The organism is Bordetella flabilis (genome assembly GCF_001676725.1).
Lineage (GTDB): Bacteria > Pseudomonadota > Gammaproteobacteria > Burkholderiales > Burkholderiaceae_B > Bordetella_C > Bordetella_C flabilis.
This window is the reverse complement of record NZ_CP016172.1, coordinates 5,489,700-5,507,826: the sequence shown is the minus strand read 5'-3', so window position 1 is coordinate 5,507,826 and position 18,127 is coordinate 5,489,700. Positions and strand designations below refer to the sequence as shown.

The following is an 18,127-nucleotide window of genomic DNA, read 5'->3' as shown; positions in this document are numbered from 1 at the left end:
AGCGGTCCGAGCCGGCCCGTGCAACGCGCGCGACGCCGGCAAACCAGAAGTCCGACTATGGGAGAAGACATGGCGCAAGTTCAGGGAAACCAAGCGCGGCAACCGGCGGCGCCGCACGGCGTGGGCGGTGATGCCGGCGGTCCGGCGATGGAGTTGTGGTTCGATTTCGCCAGCCCTTACAGCTTTCTGGCGATCGAGCGTATCGAGGCGATCGCCGCCGCGCAGGGCGTGACGGTGACCTACCGGCCTTTCTTGCTGGGGCCCATATTCCAGGCCCGCGGCTGGAGCGATTCGCCCTTTCGCCTGTTCCCCGACAAGGGCGAATACATGATGCGCGAGGTGGCGCGCCTGGCTGACAAGTACGGCATCCGCTATCGCCGGCCGACCGCATTCCCCCGCATGGGCGTGCTGCCCTCGCGCGTGGCGCTGATCGGCCTGGATGCGGACTGGGGCAAGGCGTTCTGCCTGGAAATGTTCCGCGCCAACTTCGTCGATGACCTGGAGATCCAGCAGGAGGAGGTCGTACGCGACCGCCTGCGCGCCCTGGGCGTGGAGCCCGAGCCGGTCCTCGCGCAAGCCAGGACCGATGCGGTCAAGCAGGCCTTGCGCGCGCAGGTCGAGCGGGCACAGTCCCTCGGCATATTCGGCGCTCCCATGATGTTCGCCGGTACCGAAATGTTCTGGGGCAACGACCGCGTCGAAGATGCCGTGCAATGGGCGGCGCGGGCGGCCGCCGATAGCCGCTAGCTGCCGGCACGGCGCCGCGCCGACGGCGCGGCCGCCGTTCGCGATGGCGCCGCGCGCGGCGGCCTGGGGCGACGTTCCAGCATCAGGGCGTGCAGGCGCTGGGCGGCAGGTGGCAGGGTCAAGCCGCGGCGCGTCACCAGGTAGATCCGGCGGACCAGTCCCGGTATCTTCAAGGGCCGGCTGACCAGGTTCGGCCTTTCGAATTCGTATAGCGTCAAGGCCGGCACCACCGTGATGCCGATTCCCGCCGCGATCATGCCGGTCACGGTGGCCAGTTGTTCGACCTCCATCACCGTCTTCATCGGGTAAGGATGGAAGGCGCGTTCCAGTTGCAAGCGCACGCTGTGCGAGCGCGCCAGATGGATGAAGGGGGCGGCCGACAGGTCGGGCAGCCCGACTTCGCGCTGCCGCGCCAGTGGATGATCGGCGCGGCACACCAGGTGGAAGCGGTCGTCGCACAGCAGGCGGGCGTCCAGGTCCTGCGCGGGCACGCCTGACGAGGCCAGCGCCAGGTCGGCCTTGCCGGCGCGCACGCGTTCCAGGCACGGAGCGGACAGGACATCGGCCAGCTCCAGTTCGATGCCCGGATGCCGCCCGCGGAATTCGGCGAAGACGCCGGGCAGCCATCCCGATGCAATGGAGGGCAGGGCGGCAATGGAAACACGTCCCTTGTCCAGCATGGCGTGCCCGCGGAAGTCGTCGATCATGCCGTCGAAGTCGTCCAGCACGCGGCGCGCGGATGCTTCCAGCAACCGGCCCTGCGGCGTCAACTCCACATTGCGGGTATCGCGATCGAACAGCCGGTGGCCCAGGGCATCCTCGATGGTGCGGATCAATGCGCTGAACGCGGACTGCGAAAGATGGCACTGGCGCGCGGCCCGGGTGAAGCTGCGCTGCTCCACAAGGCACAGGAAAGCGCGCAGGTTCCGCGTCGAGAGATTTATCTCTTTCATCGCTTAATCGATCCAAATTTTCGGCTTCTCCGATTCTAGTCGCCACGGTAAATTTCCGGCAGCCGCACAAGAACTCGTACCGGCGCGAAGGAGACAACCATGACCACGATCACCCGCCGCAGTGTCCTGCGCGCGATGGCGGCAAGCCCGCTGCTTGCCCTGGGCGTGCCGCGCCTGGCCCGCGCCGGCGCCGAGTTTTCATACAAGTACGCCCATAACCTGCCGATGACGCATCCGCTGCACAAGCGTGCGCAGGAAGCGGTGGACCGTATCCGCAGGGAATCGAACGGGCGGCTGGAGGTGACGATATTTCCCAACAACCAGCTGGGCGGGGACACCGACATGCTGTCGCAGGTACGCAGCGGCGGCATCGAACTGTTCACGCCGTCGGCCCTGGTCATCGCCACGGTGGTGCCGGTGGCGGCCATCAATGCGGTGGGCTTCGCGTTCTCCGACTACGGCCAGGTGTGGAAAGCCATGGACGGCCCGCTGGGTACGCATGTGCGGGAGAAGATCGCCAAGGCCAATCTGTACGCGTTCGAGAAGATGTGGGACAACGGTTTCCGCCAGATCACCACCAGCAGCAAACCCATCGACCAGGCGCTTGACCTGGACGGCACCAAGATCCGCGTGCCGGTGAGCCCGCTGTCGATCTCCATGTTCAAGGCCTTGTCGGCCGCGCCCGCCAGCCTGCAGTTCAGCGAAGTCTATTCAGCCTTGCAGACGCGTATCGTCGATGCGCAGGAAAACCCCTTGCCGATTATCCAGGCGGCCAAGCTGTACGAAGTGCAGAAGTATTGCTCGCTCACCAACCACATCTGGGACGGCTACTGGTTCATCGCCAACGGGCGCGCCTTCCGGCGCCTGCCGCCGGAACTGCAGCGACTGTTCGAAACCGCGTTCAACGATGCCGGCATGCTGCAGCGCGAGGACCTGAAGCAGATGAACCAGTCGATCCAGACCGACCTGGAATCCAAGGGCCTGAAGTTCAACCGCCCTGCCGCCGCGACGTTCCAGGCGCAATTGCGGCAGGCCGGCTTCTATGAGGAATGGCGCGGCAAGTTCGGCGACCAGGCCTGGGGCCTGCTCGAAGAAACCGTCGGCAAGCTGGCGTAGGCCAGCCGCGCTTCCTTCCGACTCGCCCGCCCCCACCGGCCCGCTCACCCTCAAGGCGCGGGCGGCCGGCCCAGACACCCAGCGACAGGATTCTTCCCATGCAAGCGGCCGGTTTCCTCTCCGCGCAAGCCCCGGCGACGCCCGCCAGTGCGGCGGCGCGCTTCTTCGGTGCCATGGAGCGCGGCCTGGGCCTGGCGGTGGATATCCCCGCCGCCCTGCTGGTGCTCGCGGAAATCGCCGTCCTGCTGGCGGGCGTGATCGCGCGCTACGTCTTCCATGCGCCGCTGGTGTGGGGGGACGAGCTGGCGTCCATTCTGTTCCTGTGGCTTTCCATGTTGGGCGCCGTCGTGGCGCTGCGGCGTGGCGAGCACATGCGCATGACGGCGCTGCTGTCGCGCGCCACCCCGGCCACGCGCGCGCTGCTGGACCTGGTCGCCATCGCCGCGTCCCTGTGTTTCATGCTGATGGTGCTGCCCCATGCCTGGGAGTACGCCGCCGAAGAAGCCATCGTCACCACGCCGGCGCTGGAGATCTCCAACGCCTGGCGCGCCGCGGCCTTGCCGACCGGCTTCGGGCTGATGATCCTGTTCGCCCTGCTGCGGCTGCTACGCGCGGGATCGTGGCGGCAGGTGGCGACGGCGCTGGCCGTGGTGGCCGCCATCGTGGGCTTGTTCATGCTGGCGCAGCCGCTGCTCGCCACGCTGGGCAAGGCGAACCTGGTGGTCTTCTTCGTCGGCGTGGTGGCCGCCAATGTGTTCCTGGGCGTGCCCATCGCGTTTTCGTTCGCGCTGGCGACCTTCGGCTACCTGGCGCTGACGACCCACACGCCCTTGATGGTCGTGGTGGGACGCATGGATGAGGGCATGTCGCACCTGATCCTGCTGGCCGTGCCGATGTTCATCCTGCTGGGTCTGCTGATCGAGATGACGGGCATGGCGCGCGCCATGATCGGCTTCCTCGCCAGCCTGCTTGGCCATGTCCGGGGCGGCCTGTCCTATGTATTGATCGGCGCGATGTACCTGGTGTCGGGGATTTCGGGATCCAAGGTCGCCGATATGGCGGCTGTCGCGCCGGCGCTGTTTCCGGAAATGAAGCAACGGGGCGCGCGCCCCGGCAACCTGGCGGCGCTGCTGTCCTGCACCGGGGCGCAGACGGAAACCATTCCCCCCAGCATCGTGCTGATCACCATCGGCTCCGTGACCGGCGTATCGATCGCGGCGCTTTTCACGGGCGGCATGCTGCCCGGCGTGGCGCTGGGGCTGGCATTGGCCGTCATCGTCTGGCGCCGCAGCCGTGGCGAAGACCTGTCCGGCGTACGGCGCGCCACGGGCCGCGAGATCGCGCGACTGCTGATGGTGGCCGTGCCGGCGCTGCTGCTGCCCTTCCTGATCCGCGCGGCCGTGGTGGAGGGCGTGGCCACCGCCACCGAGGTCTCGACCATCGGCATCGCGTATTCGGTGCTGGCCGGCCTGCTGGTGTATCGCCGTTTCGACTGGCGCCGCGTGCCGTCGATGCTGGTCGATACGGCCGCGCTGGCGGGCGCCATCATCTTCATCGTGGGGGCGGCCACCGCCATGGCCTGGGGCCTGACGCAATCCGGCTTTTCGCAGGACCTGGCCGAGTTCATGCGCCGCATGCCCGGCGGCACGACAGGGTTTTTGCTGGTGTCCATCGTGGCCTTCGTCATCCTGGGCAGCGTACTGGAGGGCATCCCGGCCATTGTCCTGTTCGGCCCCTTGCTGTTTCCCATCGCGCGCGCGGTCGGGGTGAACGAGGTGCACTACGCCATGGTGGTGATTCTCTCCATGGGCCTGGGCCTGTTCGCGCCGCCTTTCGGCGTGGGTTACTACGGCGCCTGCGCCATCGGCAAGGTCAGTCCGGACGAGGCCATGCCGCATATGTGGGCCTACCTGGGCGCGCTGGCCGTGGGCGTGCTCGTGGTGGCATTCGTTCCGTGGATCTCCACGGGCTTTCTCTGATCGAGGTGGATACATGAGTCGTTGGTTCGGCGAGGTGCGGCAGGCGGGATACGTCGTGCACGACATCCAGAAGGAGATGCGTCACTGGAGCGAGACGCTGGGCATCGGCCCGTGGTTTTACGCGGAGCGCGTCCCGGTCAGGAACTTCATGTACCGGGGACAGCCGTCGCCGATCGAGGTGTCGGTGGCGCTGGCCAATTCCGGTCCCTTGCAGATCGAGCTGATCCAGCAGCGCAATGACGCGCCCTCCATGTACAAGGCCTTCCTGGACGCGGGCCGGACGGGGTTGCAGCACCTGGCGTACTGGACCGAAACCTTCGACGACGACGTGCGGCGCCTGGCCGGGCAGGGGCTCAAGGTCGGCATGAGCGGCGAGGTGGGCGAGCGCGGCCGCTATGTCTATTACGAAACCGAAACCCACCCCGGCACGGTCATCGAGCTGTCGGAAATCGCCGGTCCCAAGGGACGCCTGTTCCGCCTGATCCGCGAAGCGTCGGTCGGCTGGGATGGCCGCGACCCGGTGCGTCCCTTCCCCGATCTTTCCACGCTTTAGGCGCAATGCCACTTTCCATCGAAGGACTCGCATCACCATGACCGACACCCCGCGGCGCGATTTCCGGGCAACCTATCTGATCGAGACCCCGCTGGCGCTAGATCAGGCCGCCGAGGTGCTGGCAGGCGAGCAGTCCAGCGGCACCTTCGTCCGCGTGGCCGGCGAGACCGACGACCTGCGCCGCCGCGCGCGGGCCGTGGTGCAATCCATCCGCCAGACCGGCGTGGCCGACACGCCCAGCCTGCCCAATGCCTTCCTGGAAAGACGGGGGATCCAGGGCCCCTACAAGCAGGCGCTCATTACCGTGTCGTTCCCGGTCGATAACGTCGGGCCCAACCTGCCGACGCTGGCGGCCACGGTCGGCGGCAATATCTACGACCTGGGCGAGATGACGGGCGTAAAGCTGCTGTCGCTGGACCTGCCCCCGGAGTACGTGCGCCTGTTCGACGCCCCGCGCCATGGGGTACGCGGAACGCGCGCATTGACCGGCCGGCCGGCTGGCCCGATCCTGGGCACCATCATCAAGCCGAACGTCGGCATGTCGCCGGAGCAGACCGCACAGACCGTGGCAGGCCTGTGCGAAGCCGGCGTGGACTTCATCAAGGACGACGAGGTCATGGCCAACCCGCCGCATTCCCCCTTGGCCAAACGGGTTGAGGCCGTCATGCGGGTCATCAACAATCATGCGGAACGCACCGGCCGCAAGGTGATGTACGCATTCAATATCTCGGACGACCTGGATGCCATGCGCGCGCACGCGGCTCGCGTGGAGGCGGCTGGCGGCACCTGCGTCATGGCCAGCCTGAACTGGTGCGGCTTCAGCGCGATCCAGGCCTTGCGCCGGTCCACGCCCCTTGCCCTGCATGGGCATCGCAACGGCATGGCCATGATGTCGCGCCATCCCGCGCTGGGCATCGCCTTTCCGGCCTACCAGGCCCTGTGGCGCCTGGCAGGGGTCGACCAGCTGCACGTCAATGGCCTGGCCGGGAAGTTCTATGAAAGCGATGACAGCGTCATCGAGTCCGCGCGCGCCTGCCTGGCCGCCATGGCCGGGGACGACGCGGTGATGCCGGTGTTTTCCTCCGGCCAGTGGGCGGGCACGGTGCCGCCCACTTTCGCGGGGCTGGGCAGCGACGACCTGATCTTCCTGTCTGGCGGCGGCATCCTTGGACACCCGGATGGCGCGGCGGCGGGCGTGCAAAGCATACGCGATGCGTGGGACGCCGCCACCGCCGGCGTGCCACTGTCCGAGTTTGCGCGCGCCCGGCCTGCCCTGGCCCAGGCGTTGGCATTCTACGGCTGACCGCGGTCGCCGGCGCGAGTGCTGCGGCACAGCGCTTTCACGGCGCAGGGACCGCGGGCGGGGCATGAACAGGCATTCACTTCGACATGGCCCCGCACACTGACGACAATGGCTGGGGCGCACAATGACGGGAATGAATGCGGGCATGCACGGCGGAATACGATTGGCCTACTACGGTGACGATTTCACCGGTTCAACCGATACCCTCGCCGCGGTGGTGGCCGCAGGCTGGCGCGCCGTCCTGTTCCTGGACGTCCCCGAGCCGCAGGACCTGGCCGCTTTCGGCCCGCTCGACTGCATCGGTGTGGCCGGCACGGCACGCGCCATGTCGCCCGCCGAAATGGATGCCGACCTGCCGCGCATCTTCCGTGGCCTGGCAGCGACGGGCGCGCAGGTGCTGCACTACAAGACATGTTCGACTTTCGACAGCGCGCCCCACATCGGCAGCATCGGCCATGCGATCGGCCTGGCGCGGCGGACGCTGGGCCCGCGTCCGGCGTTCATCGTCGGTGGCCAACCCAATCTGGGCCGCTATTGCGTGTTCGCCAATCTGTACGCCCGTGCCGGGCAGGGCGGGCCGCTGTATCGCATCGACCGCCATCCCACCATGCGCCAGCATCCCGTCACACCCATGGACGAAGCGGATTTGCGCGTCCATCTGGAACGCCAGGGCCTGGCCGGTGTGGCGTCCTTCGATGCCGAGATGCTGGAAGAGGACGGCGTGGCCCAGGCGCGGCGGCTGGCGGCCTTGTGCGCGGACGGCGCCGGCACGGTGTTGTTCGATGTGGTCCGCCCGGCCCATCTGGCGCGTATCGGCGCGCTGCTGTGGGGTTTCCAGCGCAGCGGTCGCCAGCCTTTGCTGGCCGTCGGTCCGACCGGCGCGACCCAGGCGCTGCTGGCCGCCGCGCAACTGCCGCCTGCACCCATGACGGATGGCGAGCCTCCTCGGTCGAGCGGTCCGGCAGAGGCACCGGCCGGTCCCCCGATATCCGGGCAGGGCATGTCCACGGCGCGCGCGCCGCGCGCCGTATCGCAGACCTTCGTCATCGCGGGCAGCCGTTCTCCGGTGACGGCGGCGCAGATCGGCGCGGCCGAACATGCGGGCTTCGCCTCGATTGCGCTTGATCCGATGGCCATGGCGGGCAACGACACCGTCTACGGCGATGCGCTGGCGCGTCGCATCGTGGGGCTGCTGCGCGAGGGCCGCAGCGTGGTCGCCCACAGCACGCTGGCCGACGACAGCGCCGCGCACCGGCCGGGTTTCACCCGCGCGCTGGCCACGTCCTGCGGCCGCCTGATGGCGGAAATCCTGGCCCGGCATCCCCTTGAGCGCGTCGGCCTGGCCGGCGGCGATACCTCCAGCCTGGCCGTCCAGTCCTGGGGCGCGCGTGCCTTGACGCTGGCTTTCGTCGCGAGCCCGGGCGTGGCGGTATGCCGGGTCCACGCGCCCGGCCACGCCGCGAACGGCGTGGAACTCATGCTCAAGGGCGGCCAGATGGGGCCGCCCGACCTGTTCGCCCGGCTGCTGAATAGCGCTTGACCGGAGCGGCCGCGCACGCGTGCCCGATGGCGCTTGTTCCCGACGGCGCGGGTACGGGATGGCGCGTGTGCCGATGACGTGGACGCTGAGGGGCCGCGCTTGCGCCGCGGGCCGCCCCCCGCCTAGCCGGGCAGGACGATAGAAACCGGTTCGTTCCGCGCGCAGGCATCCAGCGCGGCGCCGATACGCACGATGCCCTGGCGGATCTCCGCACCGTTCATGGTGGCGAAGGACAAACGCATCGCCTGCATGTCCGCCTGCCCCGGATCGGCATAGAAGGCCTTGCCCGGCACATAGACCACTTCATGCTCGATGGCGTAGGGCAGCAGCCGCGTGCTGTCGATATCGCCATTCAACCGCACCCAGCAGAACATGCCGCCCTGCGGCTTGCTGAACGACACGCGATCGCCCAGTTCCTCTGCCAGCGCGGCGGCCAGCGCTTCGCAGCGTGCCGCATAGGCATCACGGATGCGCGGGACATGCGAGTGATAGTGGCCGTCCTGCACGTATTGCGCCACGATCTCCTGCACCCAGGCCGACGAGGCCATGTCATCGGCGGCCTTGGCGCTGACGCAGCGGCGCCGGATCTCGGCGGGTGCGATCATCCAGCCGATGCGCAAGGCCGGCGCCATGGTCTTGGACATGCTGGAGATGTACACCACCCAGTTGCGTGCTTCCCCTTCGGCCAGGGCCGCGAGCGGCGGAACGGCTACGCCTTCGAAGCGCAGTTCGCCGTAGGGATCGTCCTCCACCAGCAGGAAACGGTGCCGGACGGCAAGTTCCAGCAGGCGCAGCCGGCGGGCACGGCTGAGCGTTGCGCCACAGGGATTCGAAAACGTCGCCACCACGCTCACCAGCTTGGGCTTGACCCGTTCCACCAGTTGCGCCAGCGCGTCGACGTCGACGCCGTCCGGGCCGGACCGCACGGGGTGGATGTCCGCGCCGGTATAGTGCAAGGCCTGGCGCGAGTTGGGGAAGCCCGGGCTCTCGATGATGGCGGCGTCACCCGGCTGCAGCATGACCCGGCCGAGCAGCGCCAGCGACTGCTGCGACCCGCCGGTCACCGCCAGTTCGGTGTCCGGATCGCAACGCACACCGCGTTCGGCGGATAGCCGTGCCAGTTGGGCCCGCAGCGCCGGCTGGCCCTCGATGTTGGAGTATTGCAGGCAGCTCGCGAGCCGCGTGGCGACCTTGCCCGACGCGGCGGTCAGACCGGCGACGTCGAACAGCTCCTGCGCGGGATAGCCGCCGGCCATGCTGATGGTGCCGGGGCGGTTGGCGTAGGGAGCAAGCGAGCGGATGGGGGAGGGGGCCGGAATCTGAAACGGTGCCGCGAACGCGTAGCCGGGCACGGAGAGGGACGACATGATGGACGCCTGATCCAGGAACGAAATGCCGCCGCGCAAGGCGGGCCGGGAATGCGCAGAGATTCTAAACTAGGCCGTTTCCTTATTTATCGAGTCTGACCATGTCCGCCCCCGATACCGTCGCCCAGCGCCTGGCCGACCTGCAGTCCCGCATCGCGGCCGCCTGCCGCCGCGCCGGCCGCGATCCCGCCGAGGTCGCCTTGCTGCCTGTCAGCAAGACCTTCGGCGTGGATCTGATCCGCGCCGTCGCCGGGCTGGGCTTGCGGCGTTTCGGCGAAAGCAAGATGCAGGAAGTACGCGACAAGGCCGGCCCGCTGGCCGACTGCGGCATCGAGTGGGTGGTGATCGGGCATTTGCAGACCAACAAGGCCAAGGACGCCGCGCGCCTGGCCGCGGAGGTGCAGTCCCTGGATCGGCTGGACCTGGCCGAGGCCCTGGATCGGCGCCTGCGGCAGGAAGGCCGCACGCTGGACGTGCTGGTGCAGGTCAAGACTTCCGACGAGCCCGGCAAGTACGGCCTGGATCCCGCCGCGCTGCCGGAATTCGTGCGCACGGTGGCGCGCGACTATCCCAGCCTGAGGGTGCGCGGCCTGATGACGCTGGCGGTCAACTCGGACGACGACGAAGCGGTGCGGGCCTGCTTCCGCACGCTGCGGCAGTGGCGCGACCGCCTGCGCGATGAAGCCATCCCCGGTATCGACCTGCCGCGTCTTTCCATGGGCATGAGCGGCGACTTCGAACTGGCCATCGAAGAAGGCGCCACCGAGGTACGTATCGGCAGCGCGCTGTTCGGCGCGCGCGATTACGGCACAGTGGCGGGCGTGGCGCCGGCGGCATAATGATGTGCCGGGCGTGGGCGGCGATTGCGGCCGACCTTCACGCCCCACCCCTAGGAAGGCATCCGCTTCGGACGACGGATGAATCGAGGAGACAGACAATGCATGCAAGCATACGGCGCGTGGCGGCCATCGCCGCGCTATGTGTCGCCCCCTTCGCGACGGCCCAGGACTGGCCGACCCAGCCCATACGGTGGATCGTGCCTTACCCGGCCGGCGGTGGATCGGACGTCGTGGCGCGCACGGTGGCCAGCACGTTGGAGAAGTCGCTGGGCCAGACCATCGTGGTGGAAAACCGCCCCGGCGCCGCGACCATCATCGGCGCCACGGCCGTGGCGCAGGCGACGCCCAACGGCGATATGGTGGGGACGGCCGACTCCGGCACCTTGGCGTACAACCCGTCGCTGTACGCCAAGCTTTCCTACGATCCGGACAAGTTCACCTACATAGGCGGCCTGGCCAAGCTGCCGCTGTTGCTCGCCGTCAACGTGAACTCGCCCTACAAAACGGTGGCGGACGTACTGGCGGCGGCCCGCGCCACGCCGGGCAAGCTCACGGCCGCGTCCGCCGGTTCCGGTTCGCCGCATCATCTGGCCCTGGAACTGTTCAAGCAGCGCACCGGCGTGGACCTGCTGCACGTGCCCTACAAGGGCGCCGCACCCGCCATCCAGGACCTGCTGGGGGGCCAGGTCGACATGATGTTCATCGATCTGGCGGCCGGCCTGCCGAACGTCAAGGCGGGCAAGCTGCGCGTCCTGGGCGCGGCCACGCCGCAACGGCTGCCGGTGCTGCCCGACGTGCCCACCATGGCCGAACAGGGCGTCGGCGACTTCACCGCCTATGCCTGGCAAGGGGTGGTGGGGCCGGCGGGGCTGCCGGACGCGGTGGTGAAGAAGTTCAGCGCCGACCTGCAGAAGACGCTGTCGCTGCCCGAGGTCGCCGGCAAGCTGCAGGACATGGGCGTGATACCCATGCCCATGTCGCCGGCCGAATTCAAGGCCTACGCGGAGCAGGAGCGGCGGATGTGGGCCGGGGTGATCCGCAAGGCGAATATCCGGCTGGAGTGAGCGGCGCGGCCGGCGCGGGGGGTGGGGCTGCTCCGGTCGCCTGGAACGGCCGGTTCGAGGGGGAGGCGCCGCATCAGGCGTCGAACCCGCCGCGGGCCGGGCGCCGGCCGATACAAGCTCAGTGGGCCATGTGGCCGCTCATGCCATGCGGCTTGTAGGTCAGCGGCTTGACCTTGAAGACCACCGGAACGTCGCCCGCCTGCCGGAAGGTGAGCGTGGCCGGGATTTCCGTGCCTTCCTTGAAGGCTTGCTTGAGCTTCACGAACATGACGTGATAACCGCCGGGGGCGAACTTCACTTCCCCGCCGGGCGGTATGGTCAGCGGCGCGTCCACCTTGCGCATCGTCGACATGCCGTTGGCGTCGCGGGTCTCGTGGATTTCCACGGTCTGCGCGACGTCCGACTTCACGGCGAGCAGCTCATCGGCGGCCTTGCCATGGTTCTCTATTTCCATATAGCCGCCGCCGTTGGGCTGGCCCGGCGCGGTGGCGCGCACCCACAGGTCTTCGATCTCGATGTCGCCTTTCTTGTAGTCGTCCGCCCAGGCGCTGCCGTGAACGGCCAGGACCAGGGCGGCGATCGCCAATCGGGGAAAAGTCATGCAAAGTCTCCAGTGAAATGCGCAGCCATGTCGCGCGGTCCACCGGTGCAGGGCACCGGCGCGGGCGGACTGCTGGGTGGGTAGTTTACCCAGGGGCGTTCCGCGGAGCCCAGGCGCCGTCGCCGCCGCCGGAATGCGCGCCGGGAAAGCCATACAGGCGCGCCGGGTTGTGAACCAGCACGCGATGCAGCGTGGCTTCATCGTCCAGCCAGCTCGCCAGGGCGTCCACCAGGGCGCCGTCTTCCGGCATGTCGTGGTAACGGATGGGATGCGGCCAGTTCGAGCCCCACAGCAGGCGGTCGCCATGCTCGCGCGCCAGTACGCGCACATAGGGCGCCAGGTCGGCATAGGGCGCGGCCTGGCGCGAACAGCGGTAGCCGGTAAGTTTCACCCAGGCCCGGCCCGTATCCAACGCGCGGCGCAGCGTATCGAAGGCGAGGCCATCCGGGCCCGCCGCCGGGTCGATCTGGCCGAGGTGGTCGATCACGACATCCACGGGCAGCGTCCGTATGCGCGGCAGGCAGGCGCGCAACGCTTCGGGTTCGACGAATAGCTGGATGTGCCAACCCAGGTCGCCCACGCGCCGCGCCGCGTCGTCCAGCCGGCTTTGGAAATCCTTGTCGCCGGTGATTGCATTGAAGCGGACGCCACGCACGCCCACGCCGTCCATGTCCTTCAGTGCTGCCGGGACCCGCGTGACGCCCCGCTGCTTGCCCGGGGAGCCGCCTGCATCGGTGCCCAGCACGGCGATGCCCCTGGCGCGCGTTGTGCCCATGGCCACCAAGGCGTCCAGCATGCAGCGATTGTCCGCGCCATAGACGCTGGGCTGCACGATTACCGCGCGCGTCATGCCCAGGGTCGCCGCCATGCCGAGATACGCGGCCAGCGGGGCGGCCGGCGGCGTATAGCTGCGTCCGTCCGCGAGGGGATAGCGGGCGTAGGGGCCGAACACATGGAAATGCGCGTCGCAGGCGCCGTGCGGTATCCGCACGAGGGGCGCACGGGTATCCGCGCGCGGGCCGGGGCAATCGGCGCCGGGGTCCATTGCGGCGGTGGTGCTGTTCAAGAGCCGGCCTCGCGGGCACGCGCGGCCAGGTGCGCGGCCAGCGCCAGCAGTTCCTGGTCGCGCCACGACTGGCGGGCTTCGATGCCGGTCAGCGGCAGTTCGGTTCGCCGCGCCAGGGCGACCCGTTCCACCAATGCCGGGCTCCATGGCCGCGGCATCATCTGCTGTTGCAGGGCTTCGTACAGCCCGCCATAGCGCGCGCAGAAATCGGCGATGCCGCCGGGGGCATTCAGATCCACCGTTTCGATCGGACCCATGAAGGCCCAGCGCAGGCCCAGTCCGTGCTTGATGACGTTATCCAGATCGCGCACCGACACGACCTCTTCGTCGATGAGGCGAAAGGCTTCCGCGAGCAGGGCGCCCTGCAGCCGGTTGAGGATAAAGCCATCCTTCTCGTGCGTCATGCGCGCGGGCTTGCGCCCCGCCGCGTGCATGATGTCCATCGTACGGTCGACGGCTTGCGCCGACGTCCACGGCGCGGGACAAACCTCGACCAGGGGCAGCAGGTAGGGAGGGTTGGGCGGATGGGCGACCAGGCAGCGCGCGCGGCCCGGCAGGTCCGCGGTGAAGGCGCTGGGCGGCATGCCGCTGGTGGAACTGGCGATGACGGCGTGCGCGGGCGCCAGCGCGTCCAGTTCACGAAACAGCGCGATGCGACGCTCCAGGTTCTCCGGCCCGTTCTCCTGCACATGGACCGCGCCCGCCACGCAAGCCCGCAGGTCGGGGTGGCAGGTAATGCGCGACATCACGATGTCCGGCGCCTCGGGCGCCAGCCCGCCGGCATGCAGCACGCGGAGCTTGTCCCGCACGAAGACCAAGGCCTGTGCCAAGGCCTGCGCGTCGGGATCCCACAGGGACACCGGATGTCCGGCGCTCGCGAAGACAATGGCCCAGCCGCGGCCTATCATGCCGGCGCCCACGATGGCGACCGGGGCGCGCGTGGGCACGGCCGTACCGATAGGGTCCGCCTGCGTGGCGGCGTTTACGTCCATGTCCGCCTGCGCCTTGGCCTGTTCGCCGCCAGCCTGCTTCATCGCGCCTCTCCTGACTACCGGTTGATGGAGCGTGTCGACCCACGCTATTGCAAGGGCTCGTGCGCCGTTTCCCGCAGCCGGCTCACGCCTATGACGGAGATGACGGCCGCCAGGATCATGAAGTACGAAATCGATATCGGCTGCCCCGTCGCGGCGATCAGCCACGAAGCGATGAAAGGCGCGAAACCGCCGAAGATGACCGACTGCAGGTTATAGGCGATGGTCAATCCGGTCAGCCGGCGCGCCGTGGGGAACATTTCCACCAGTGCCGCCGCCATGCCGCCCAGGAAGACCCCGCAGAGCGCCGCCAGCGCGGCCTGCGTCGCCACGATCACCGGCATGGCCGGGCCCGACAGCAGCAGCCCTATCGCCGGATAGGACAGCAGGGCGAACAGCACGCTGGTCGCCATCATGCAGCGCTTGCGGCCGATGGTGTCGGACAACCGTCCGGCCAGCACGCAGAAGGTGCCCATCATCAGCGTGGCGAACGCCGTGGACCATAGCGAAGCGCTGCTGGACATGCCCAGGTACTTCTGCGCGAACGTGGGGAAATAGCCGAGGATCAGGTACACGATCACGCTCTGCACAGCGGGAAACGCAAAGGCCGTGACGATGGCCCGGCCTATCGGCGCGCGTGGCCGGTGGCCGGCGCTCGCCGCCGCCGCTTTGGCGCGGGTGAAGACCGGCGTTTCGTGGACCTGGCGCCGCACATACCAGCCTATCGGCCCCACCACCGCGCCGATCAGGAACGGAATACGCCAACCCCAGTCGTGCATGACGTCGTTGCCCAGCGCGGTCGTCAACCCGCCGGTCACCCCGGCGCCCAGCAGCAGGCCCACGCACACCGCGCAGGGATGCAGGCTGCCGTACAGTCCACGCCGGTTGGCCGGGGCCCACTCCACCAGGAAGGACGCGGCGCCGCCCCATTCGCCGCCCGCCGAAATGCCTTGCAGCAGCCGCGCGACCACCAGCAGGATGGGTGCGGCCAGGCCGATGGTCTCGTAGGTGGGCAGGACGCCGATCAGGCCGGTGGAGGCGGCGATCATGCCGAAGGTCAGCATCAACGCCGGCTTGCGGCCGTAGCGGTCGCCGAACATGCCGATCAGGATGCCGCCGAAGGGGCGGGCGAAAAAGCCTACGCCGAACACGGCGAAGGTCGAGAGCAGCGCGGTGGTCTCGTTGCCCGTCTGGAAAAACTTCGCGCCCAGGATGGCGGCCAGGTAGGCATATACCGTGAAGTCGTACCACTCCAGGATATTGCCGATGGCACCGCTGACCACCGCCTTGGTCATGTCGCGGCGCGGCAGATCGGCCGCGGGCACCGGCATCGCCGGCGCCAGGGTTTCCGTATTCATCGTCTTGTCTCCTTGGGCGCATGCGCCCGATGGTCGCGCTTTGCGCGCTGTTATGGCTTCGGCTTCCAGCTGTCGTAACGCGCCTGGTTCTCCGCATTCGGCGGATACAGGCCGGGTAGCGCGGCGCCTTGCTCGACTTCGCGCATGATCCAGTTCTCCAGGCGTTCCTGCGCCGGCGCGGCGCTGATGACGTCTTCGAGGCAGGCGTCGGGAATCAGCACCGCGCCGTCATCGTCGGCGACGATCATGTCGCCCGGGAAGACCGCCACGCCGCCGCAGCCGATGGGTTCCTGCCAATTCACGAAGGTCAGGCTGGCCACCGCGGGTGGCGCGGCGGTGCCTTGCGCCCACACCGACAGGCCGCTGGCGCGCACGCCCGCGATGTCGCGCACGGCGCCGTCGGTGACCAGCGCCTTGATGCCGCGGCGCGCCATGCGGGCGCAAAGGATATCGCCGAAGATGCCGGCGTCCGTCGTTCCCATCGCGTCCACGACCACGATGCTGCCCGGCGTCATGGCCTCCACGGCCGCGCGTGTCGAGCGCGGCGACGACCACGAGGCCGGGGTGGCAAGGTCCTCGCGCGCCGGCACGAAGCGCAGGGTGAAGGCGCGTCCCACCTGGCGCGGCTGGTTCGCGTCCAGCGGGCGCGTTCCGCGCAGCCACACGTTGCGCAATCCCTTCTTGAGCAGGATTGTCGTGATGGTGGCCGTGGATACGGCCGCAAGGATGTCGATAATGCGGGCGTCGTCTGTCATGGGCGTGGCCATCCGGCATGAAGGCGCGGCCGAAGCCGCGGGGTGAACCAGGTGCCGCGGTCGAAACCGCGGGTCAACGTGCGCGGCGCGGGGCCGCGCCATCGTCTCTCGCGGCCGGCAGTTCAGGTGTCCGGCCCCTGCTGCCGCAGGAAATCGAAGTCGCAGCCCGCCTCCGCCTGCAAGGTGGCTTGCGCGTACAGCCTGTCGTAGCCGCGGGTCGGCAGGGCCGTGCGCGCCGGTAGGGCCGCGCGCCGGGCGGCCAGTTCGCTTTCGTCCACCAGCAGGTCGAGGCGCCGGTCACGTACCGACAGCCGTATGCGGTCGCCGTCGCGCACCTGCCCCAGCGGACCGCCTATCGCGGCCTCGGGCGAAACGTGCAGCACCACCGTGCCGAAGGCCGTGCCGCTCATGCGCGCATCCGAGATGCGGACCATGTCCTTGACGCCTGCGCGCGCCAGCTTGGCCGGCACGGGCAGGTAGCCGGCTTCGGGCATGCCGGACTGGCTGGTCGGTCCGGCGTTCTGCAGCACCAGGAAGTCGTCCGCCGTGACGTCCAGCGCGGGATCGTCGATGCGGGCCGCCAGGTCGTCGAGCGAGCGGAACACCACCGCCCGCCCTTCGCGCTCGAACAGGCGCGGATCGGCCGCCGACCGCTTGATGATGGCGCCCTTGGGCGCCAGCGAGCCGAACAGGGCGGCCAGGCCGCCTTGTGGCTGGTAGGGCTGCTCACGGCTGCGGATCACGGCGCGGTCGACCCAGGGGGCATTGGCGGCAAGCCGCTCTCCGAGCGTCTGGCCGGTGACCGTCATGCAGTCCAGGTGCAGCAAGGGCTTGAGCTCGCGCAGTACCGCGCCCACGCCGCCCGCGGCATACAGATCCGACATGTAGTGCTGGCCGGTGGGCTTCAGGTCCACCAGTACCGGTGTCGTATCGGACAGCGTGTTCAGGCGCTCCAGCGACACCGGGACACCCACGCGGCCGGCGATGGCGGTCAGATGGATCAGCGCATTGGTCGACCCGCCCAGCGCCAGCAGCACGCGCAGCGCGTTCTCCACCGATGCGGCGGTGATGACCTGGCTGGGCCGGATGGGCTGGCGCGCCAGCGCCACGGCCTGCCGGCCGGTGGCTTCGGCTGCCCTGAGCCGGTCCGCATGCACGGCGGGTATCGCCGCGGTGCCGGGCAGCGACATGCCCAGGGTTTCAGTGATGGCGGCCATGGTGCTCGCGGTGCCCATCACGCCACAGGTGCCGGCGGTCGTGGCCAGCTTGGTCTGTATTTCCTCGATCTGGTCCGTGCTGATTTCGTTGGCGCGGTATTTGCCCCAGAAGCGCCGGCAATCCGTGCAGGCGCCCAGGCGTTCGCCCTGGAACGGCATGGGCAGCATGGGCCCCGGTACCAATTGCACGGCAGGAAGGTCGGCGGACGCCGCGCCCATCAGCTGTGCCGGCACGGTCTTGTCGCAACCGCCCAGCAGCACGACCGCGTCCATGGGTTGCGCGCGGATCATCTCCTCCACGTCCATGGACATCAGATTGCGGAACTTCATGCTGGTGGGGCTGACGAACGCCTCGCCCAGCGAAATGGTGGGAAAGTCCAGCGGCAGGCCGCCCGCCGCCAGCACCCCGCGCTTGACCGCCTCCACCAGTTCCGGAAAGGTGCGATGGCAGGGATTGAAACCGCTGGCGGACTGTGCGATGCCGACGACCGGCCTGGCCATCATCTCGTTCGAATATCCCATGGCGGCCGTAAACGTGCGGCGCAGGTACAGCGAGAAATCGGTGTCGCCGTAGTTGGTCAGGCCCTTGGCCAGGCCGTGCTTGGGCGTGTTCGACAAAACAATCTCCTGGTGACGAG

The 18,127-nt window shown here is 68.7% G+C and carries 16 protein-coding genes; 8 read left to right on the top strand and 8 right to left on the bottom strand.

Annotated features, from left to right (window positions below):
• Positions 1-147: 147 nt before the first annotated feature.
• Positions 148-747 carry a 2-hydroxychromene-2-carboxylate isomerase gene (locus BAU07_RS24520; RefSeq protein WP_066665704.1) on the top strand — a complete coding sequence of 200 codons (600 nt, stop codon included), beginning with the start codon at positions 148-150 and terminating at the stop codon, positions 745-747.
• Here BAU07_RS24520 and BAU07_RS24515 read toward each other — a convergent pair.
• Positions 744-1,700, bottom strand: coding sequence for a LysR family transcriptional regulator (locus BAU07_RS24515; RefSeq protein ID WP_066663672.1), 957 nt, complete (start codon positions 1,698-1,700; stop codon positions 744-746). The genes BAU07_RS24520 and BAU07_RS24515 overlap by 4 nt on opposite strands.
• A 99-nt stretch (positions 1,701-1,799) precedes the next feature.
• On the opposite strand from BAU07_RS24515, the gene BAU07_RS24510 reads away from it, so the two are divergent.
• The 5 genes from BAU07_RS24510 (at position 1,800) to BAU07_RS24490 (ending at position 8,191) form a co-directional block, all read left to right on the top strand.
• Positions 1,800-2,816, top strand: coding sequence for a TRAP transporter substrate-binding protein (locus BAU07_RS24510; protein WP_066663669.1), 1,017 nt, complete (start codon positions 1,800-1,802; stop codon positions 2,814-2,816).
• A 98-nt stretch (positions 2,817-2,914) separates the two neighbouring features.
• On the top strand, positions 2,915-4,795 hold the full coding sequence (locus tag BAU07_RS24505; RefSeq protein ID WP_066663663.1) for a TRAP transporter large permease: 1,881 nt from the start codon (positions 2,915-2,917) through the stop codon (positions 4,793-4,795).
• Positions 4,796-4,808: 13 nt separating this feature from the next.
• Positions 4,809-5,348 carry a VOC family protein gene (locus BAU07_RS24500; RefSeq protein WP_066663661.1) on the top strand — a complete coding sequence of 180 codons (540 nt, stop codon included), beginning with the start codon at positions 4,809-4,811 and terminating at the stop codon, positions 5,346-5,348.
• Between the two features lie 37 nt (positions 5,349-5,385).
• Complete coding sequence (locus BAU07_RS24495) at positions 5,386-6,651, top strand: ribulose-bisphosphate carboxylase large subunit family protein (protein WP_066663658.1); 1,266 nt, start codon at positions 5,386-5,388, stop codon at positions 6,649-6,651.
• Positions 6,652-6,775: 124 nt separating this feature from the next.
• A complete protein-coding gene (locus tag BAU07_RS24490; RefSeq protein ID WP_232338199.1) occupies positions 6,776-8,191 on the top strand; it encodes a four-carbon acid sugar kinase family protein in 1,416 nt (471 codons plus the stop codon).
• 122 nt (positions 8,192-8,313) lie between these two features.
• Here the strand turns inward: BAU07_RS24490 and BAU07_RS24485 are convergent, their stop codons facing one another.
• Positions 8,314-9,558: an aminotransferase-like domain-containing protein gene (locus BAU07_RS24485; protein ID WP_066665703.1), complete on the bottom strand. Its 1,245-nt coding sequence runs from the start codon at positions 9,556-9,558 to the stop codon at positions 8,314-8,316.
• Positions 9,559-9,659: 101 nt separating this feature from the next.
• On the opposite strand from BAU07_RS24485, the gene BAU07_RS24480 reads away from it, so the two are divergent.
• On the top strand, positions 9,660-10,397 hold the full coding sequence (locus BAU07_RS24480; RefSeq protein ID WP_066663653.1) for a YggS family pyridoxal phosphate-dependent enzyme: 738 nt from the start codon (positions 9,660-9,662) through the stop codon (positions 10,395-10,397).
• A gap of 98 nt (positions 10,398-10,495) precedes the next feature.
• Positions 10,496-11,461 carry a Bug family tripartite tricarboxylate transporter substrate binding protein gene (locus tag BAU07_RS24475; RefSeq protein ID WP_066663647.1) on the top strand — a complete coding sequence of 322 codons (966 nt, stop codon included), beginning with the start codon at positions 10,496-10,498 and terminating at the stop codon, positions 11,459-11,461.
• A gap of 118 nt (positions 11,462-11,579) precedes the next feature.
• On the opposite strand, the gene BAU07_RS24470 is transcribed toward BAU07_RS24475, so the two are convergent.
• The 6 genes from BAU07_RS24470 to BAU07_RS24445 all read right to left on the bottom strand — a co-directional run bounded on the left by BAU07_RS24470 (position 11,580) and on the right by BAU07_RS24445 (position 18,107).
• Complete coding sequence (locus tag BAU07_RS24470) at positions 11,580-12,062, bottom strand: copper chaperone PCu(A)C (protein WP_066663644.1); 483 nt, start codon at positions 12,060-12,062, stop codon at positions 11,580-11,582.
• 85 nt (positions 12,063-12,147) lie between these two features.
• Positions 12,148-13,128 (bottom strand): amidohydrolase family protein, encoded by a 981-nt coding sequence (locus tag BAU07_RS24465; RefSeq protein ID WP_157122425.1) that lies wholly within the window; start codon positions 13,126-13,128, stop codon positions 12,148-12,150.
• Entirely contained in the window at positions 13,125-14,162 is a 1,038-nt protein-coding gene (locus BAU07_RS24460) for a 3-hydroxyacyl-CoA dehydrogenase (protein ID WP_232338198.1), read from the bottom strand. Before BAU07_RS24460 ends, BAU07_RS24465 begins: the two co-directional genes overlap by 4 nt.
• A gap of 44 nt (positions 14,163-14,206) precedes the next feature.
• Entirely contained in the window at positions 14,207-15,517 is a 1,311-nt protein-coding gene (locus tag BAU07_RS24455) for an MFS transporter (RefSeq protein ID WP_066663641.1), read from the bottom strand.
• 50 nt (positions 15,518-15,567) lie between these two features.
• A complete protein-coding gene (locus BAU07_RS24450; RefSeq protein ID WP_066665701.1) occupies positions 15,568-16,272 on the bottom strand; it encodes a ribonuclease activity regulator RraA in 705 nt (234 codons plus the stop codon).
• Between the two features lie 122 nt (positions 16,273-16,394).
• A complete protein-coding gene (locus BAU07_RS24445) occupies positions 16,395-18,107 on the bottom strand; it encodes a dihydroxy-acid dehydratase (RefSeq protein WP_066663640.1) in 1,713 nt (570 codons plus the stop codon).
• Positions 18,108-18,127 lie beyond the last annotated feature (20 nt).

Bases quoted from the DNA above. Each gene is read 5' to 3' on its own strand.
- BAU07_RS24520 (WP_066665704.1), top strand. From the start codon at position 148: ATGGAGTTGTGGTTCGATTTCGCCAGCCCTTACAGCTTTCTGGCGATC.
- BAU07_RS24515 (WP_066663672.1), bottom strand. From the start codon at position 1,700: ATGAAAGAGATAAATCTCTCGACGCGGAACCTGCGCGCTTTCCTGTGC.
- BAU07_RS24510 (WP_066663669.1), top strand. From the start codon at position 1,800: ATGACCACGATCACCCGCCGCAGTGTCCTGCGCGCGATGGCGGCAAGC.
- BAU07_RS24505 (WP_066663663.1), top strand. From the start codon at position 2,915: ATGCAAGCGGCCGGTTTCCTCTCCGCGCAAGCCCCGGCGACGCCCGCC.
- BAU07_RS24500 (WP_066663661.1), top strand. From the start codon at position 4,809: ATGAGTCGTTGGTTCGGCGAGGTGCGGCAGGCGGGATACGTCGTGCAC.
- BAU07_RS24495 (WP_066663658.1), top strand. From the start codon at position 5,386: ATGACCGACACCCCGCGGCGCGATTTCCGGGCAACCTATCTGATCGAG.
- BAU07_RS24490 (WP_232338199.1), top strand. From the start codon at position 6,776: ATGACGGGAATGAATGCGGGCATGCACGGCGGAATACGATTGGCCTAC.
- BAU07_RS24485 (WP_066665703.1), bottom strand. From the start codon at position 9,558: ATGTCGTCCCTCTCCGTGCCCGGCTACGCGTTCGCGGCACCGTTTCAG.
- BAU07_RS24480 (WP_066663653.1), top strand. From the start codon at position 9,660: ATGTCCGCCCCCGATACCGTCGCCCAGCGCCTGGCCGACCTGCAGTCC.
- BAU07_RS24475 (WP_066663647.1), top strand. From the start codon at position 10,496: ATGCATGCAAGCATACGGCGCGTGGCGGCCATCGCCGCGCTATGTGTC.
- BAU07_RS24470 (WP_066663644.1), bottom strand. From the start codon at position 12,062: ATGACTTTTCCCCGATTGGCGATCGCCGCCCTGGTCCTGGCCGTTCAC.
- BAU07_RS24460 (WP_232338198.1), bottom strand. From the start codon at position 14,162: ATGAAGCAGGCTGGCGGCGAACAGGCCAAGGCGCAGGCGGACATGGAC.
- BAU07_RS24455 (WP_066663641.1), bottom strand. From the start codon at position 15,517: ATGAATACGGAAACCCTGGCGCCGGCGATGCCGGTGCCCGCGGCCGAT.
- BAU07_RS24450 (WP_066665701.1), bottom strand. From the start codon at position 16,272: ATGACAGACGACGCCCGCATTATCGACATCCTTGCGGCCGTATCCACG.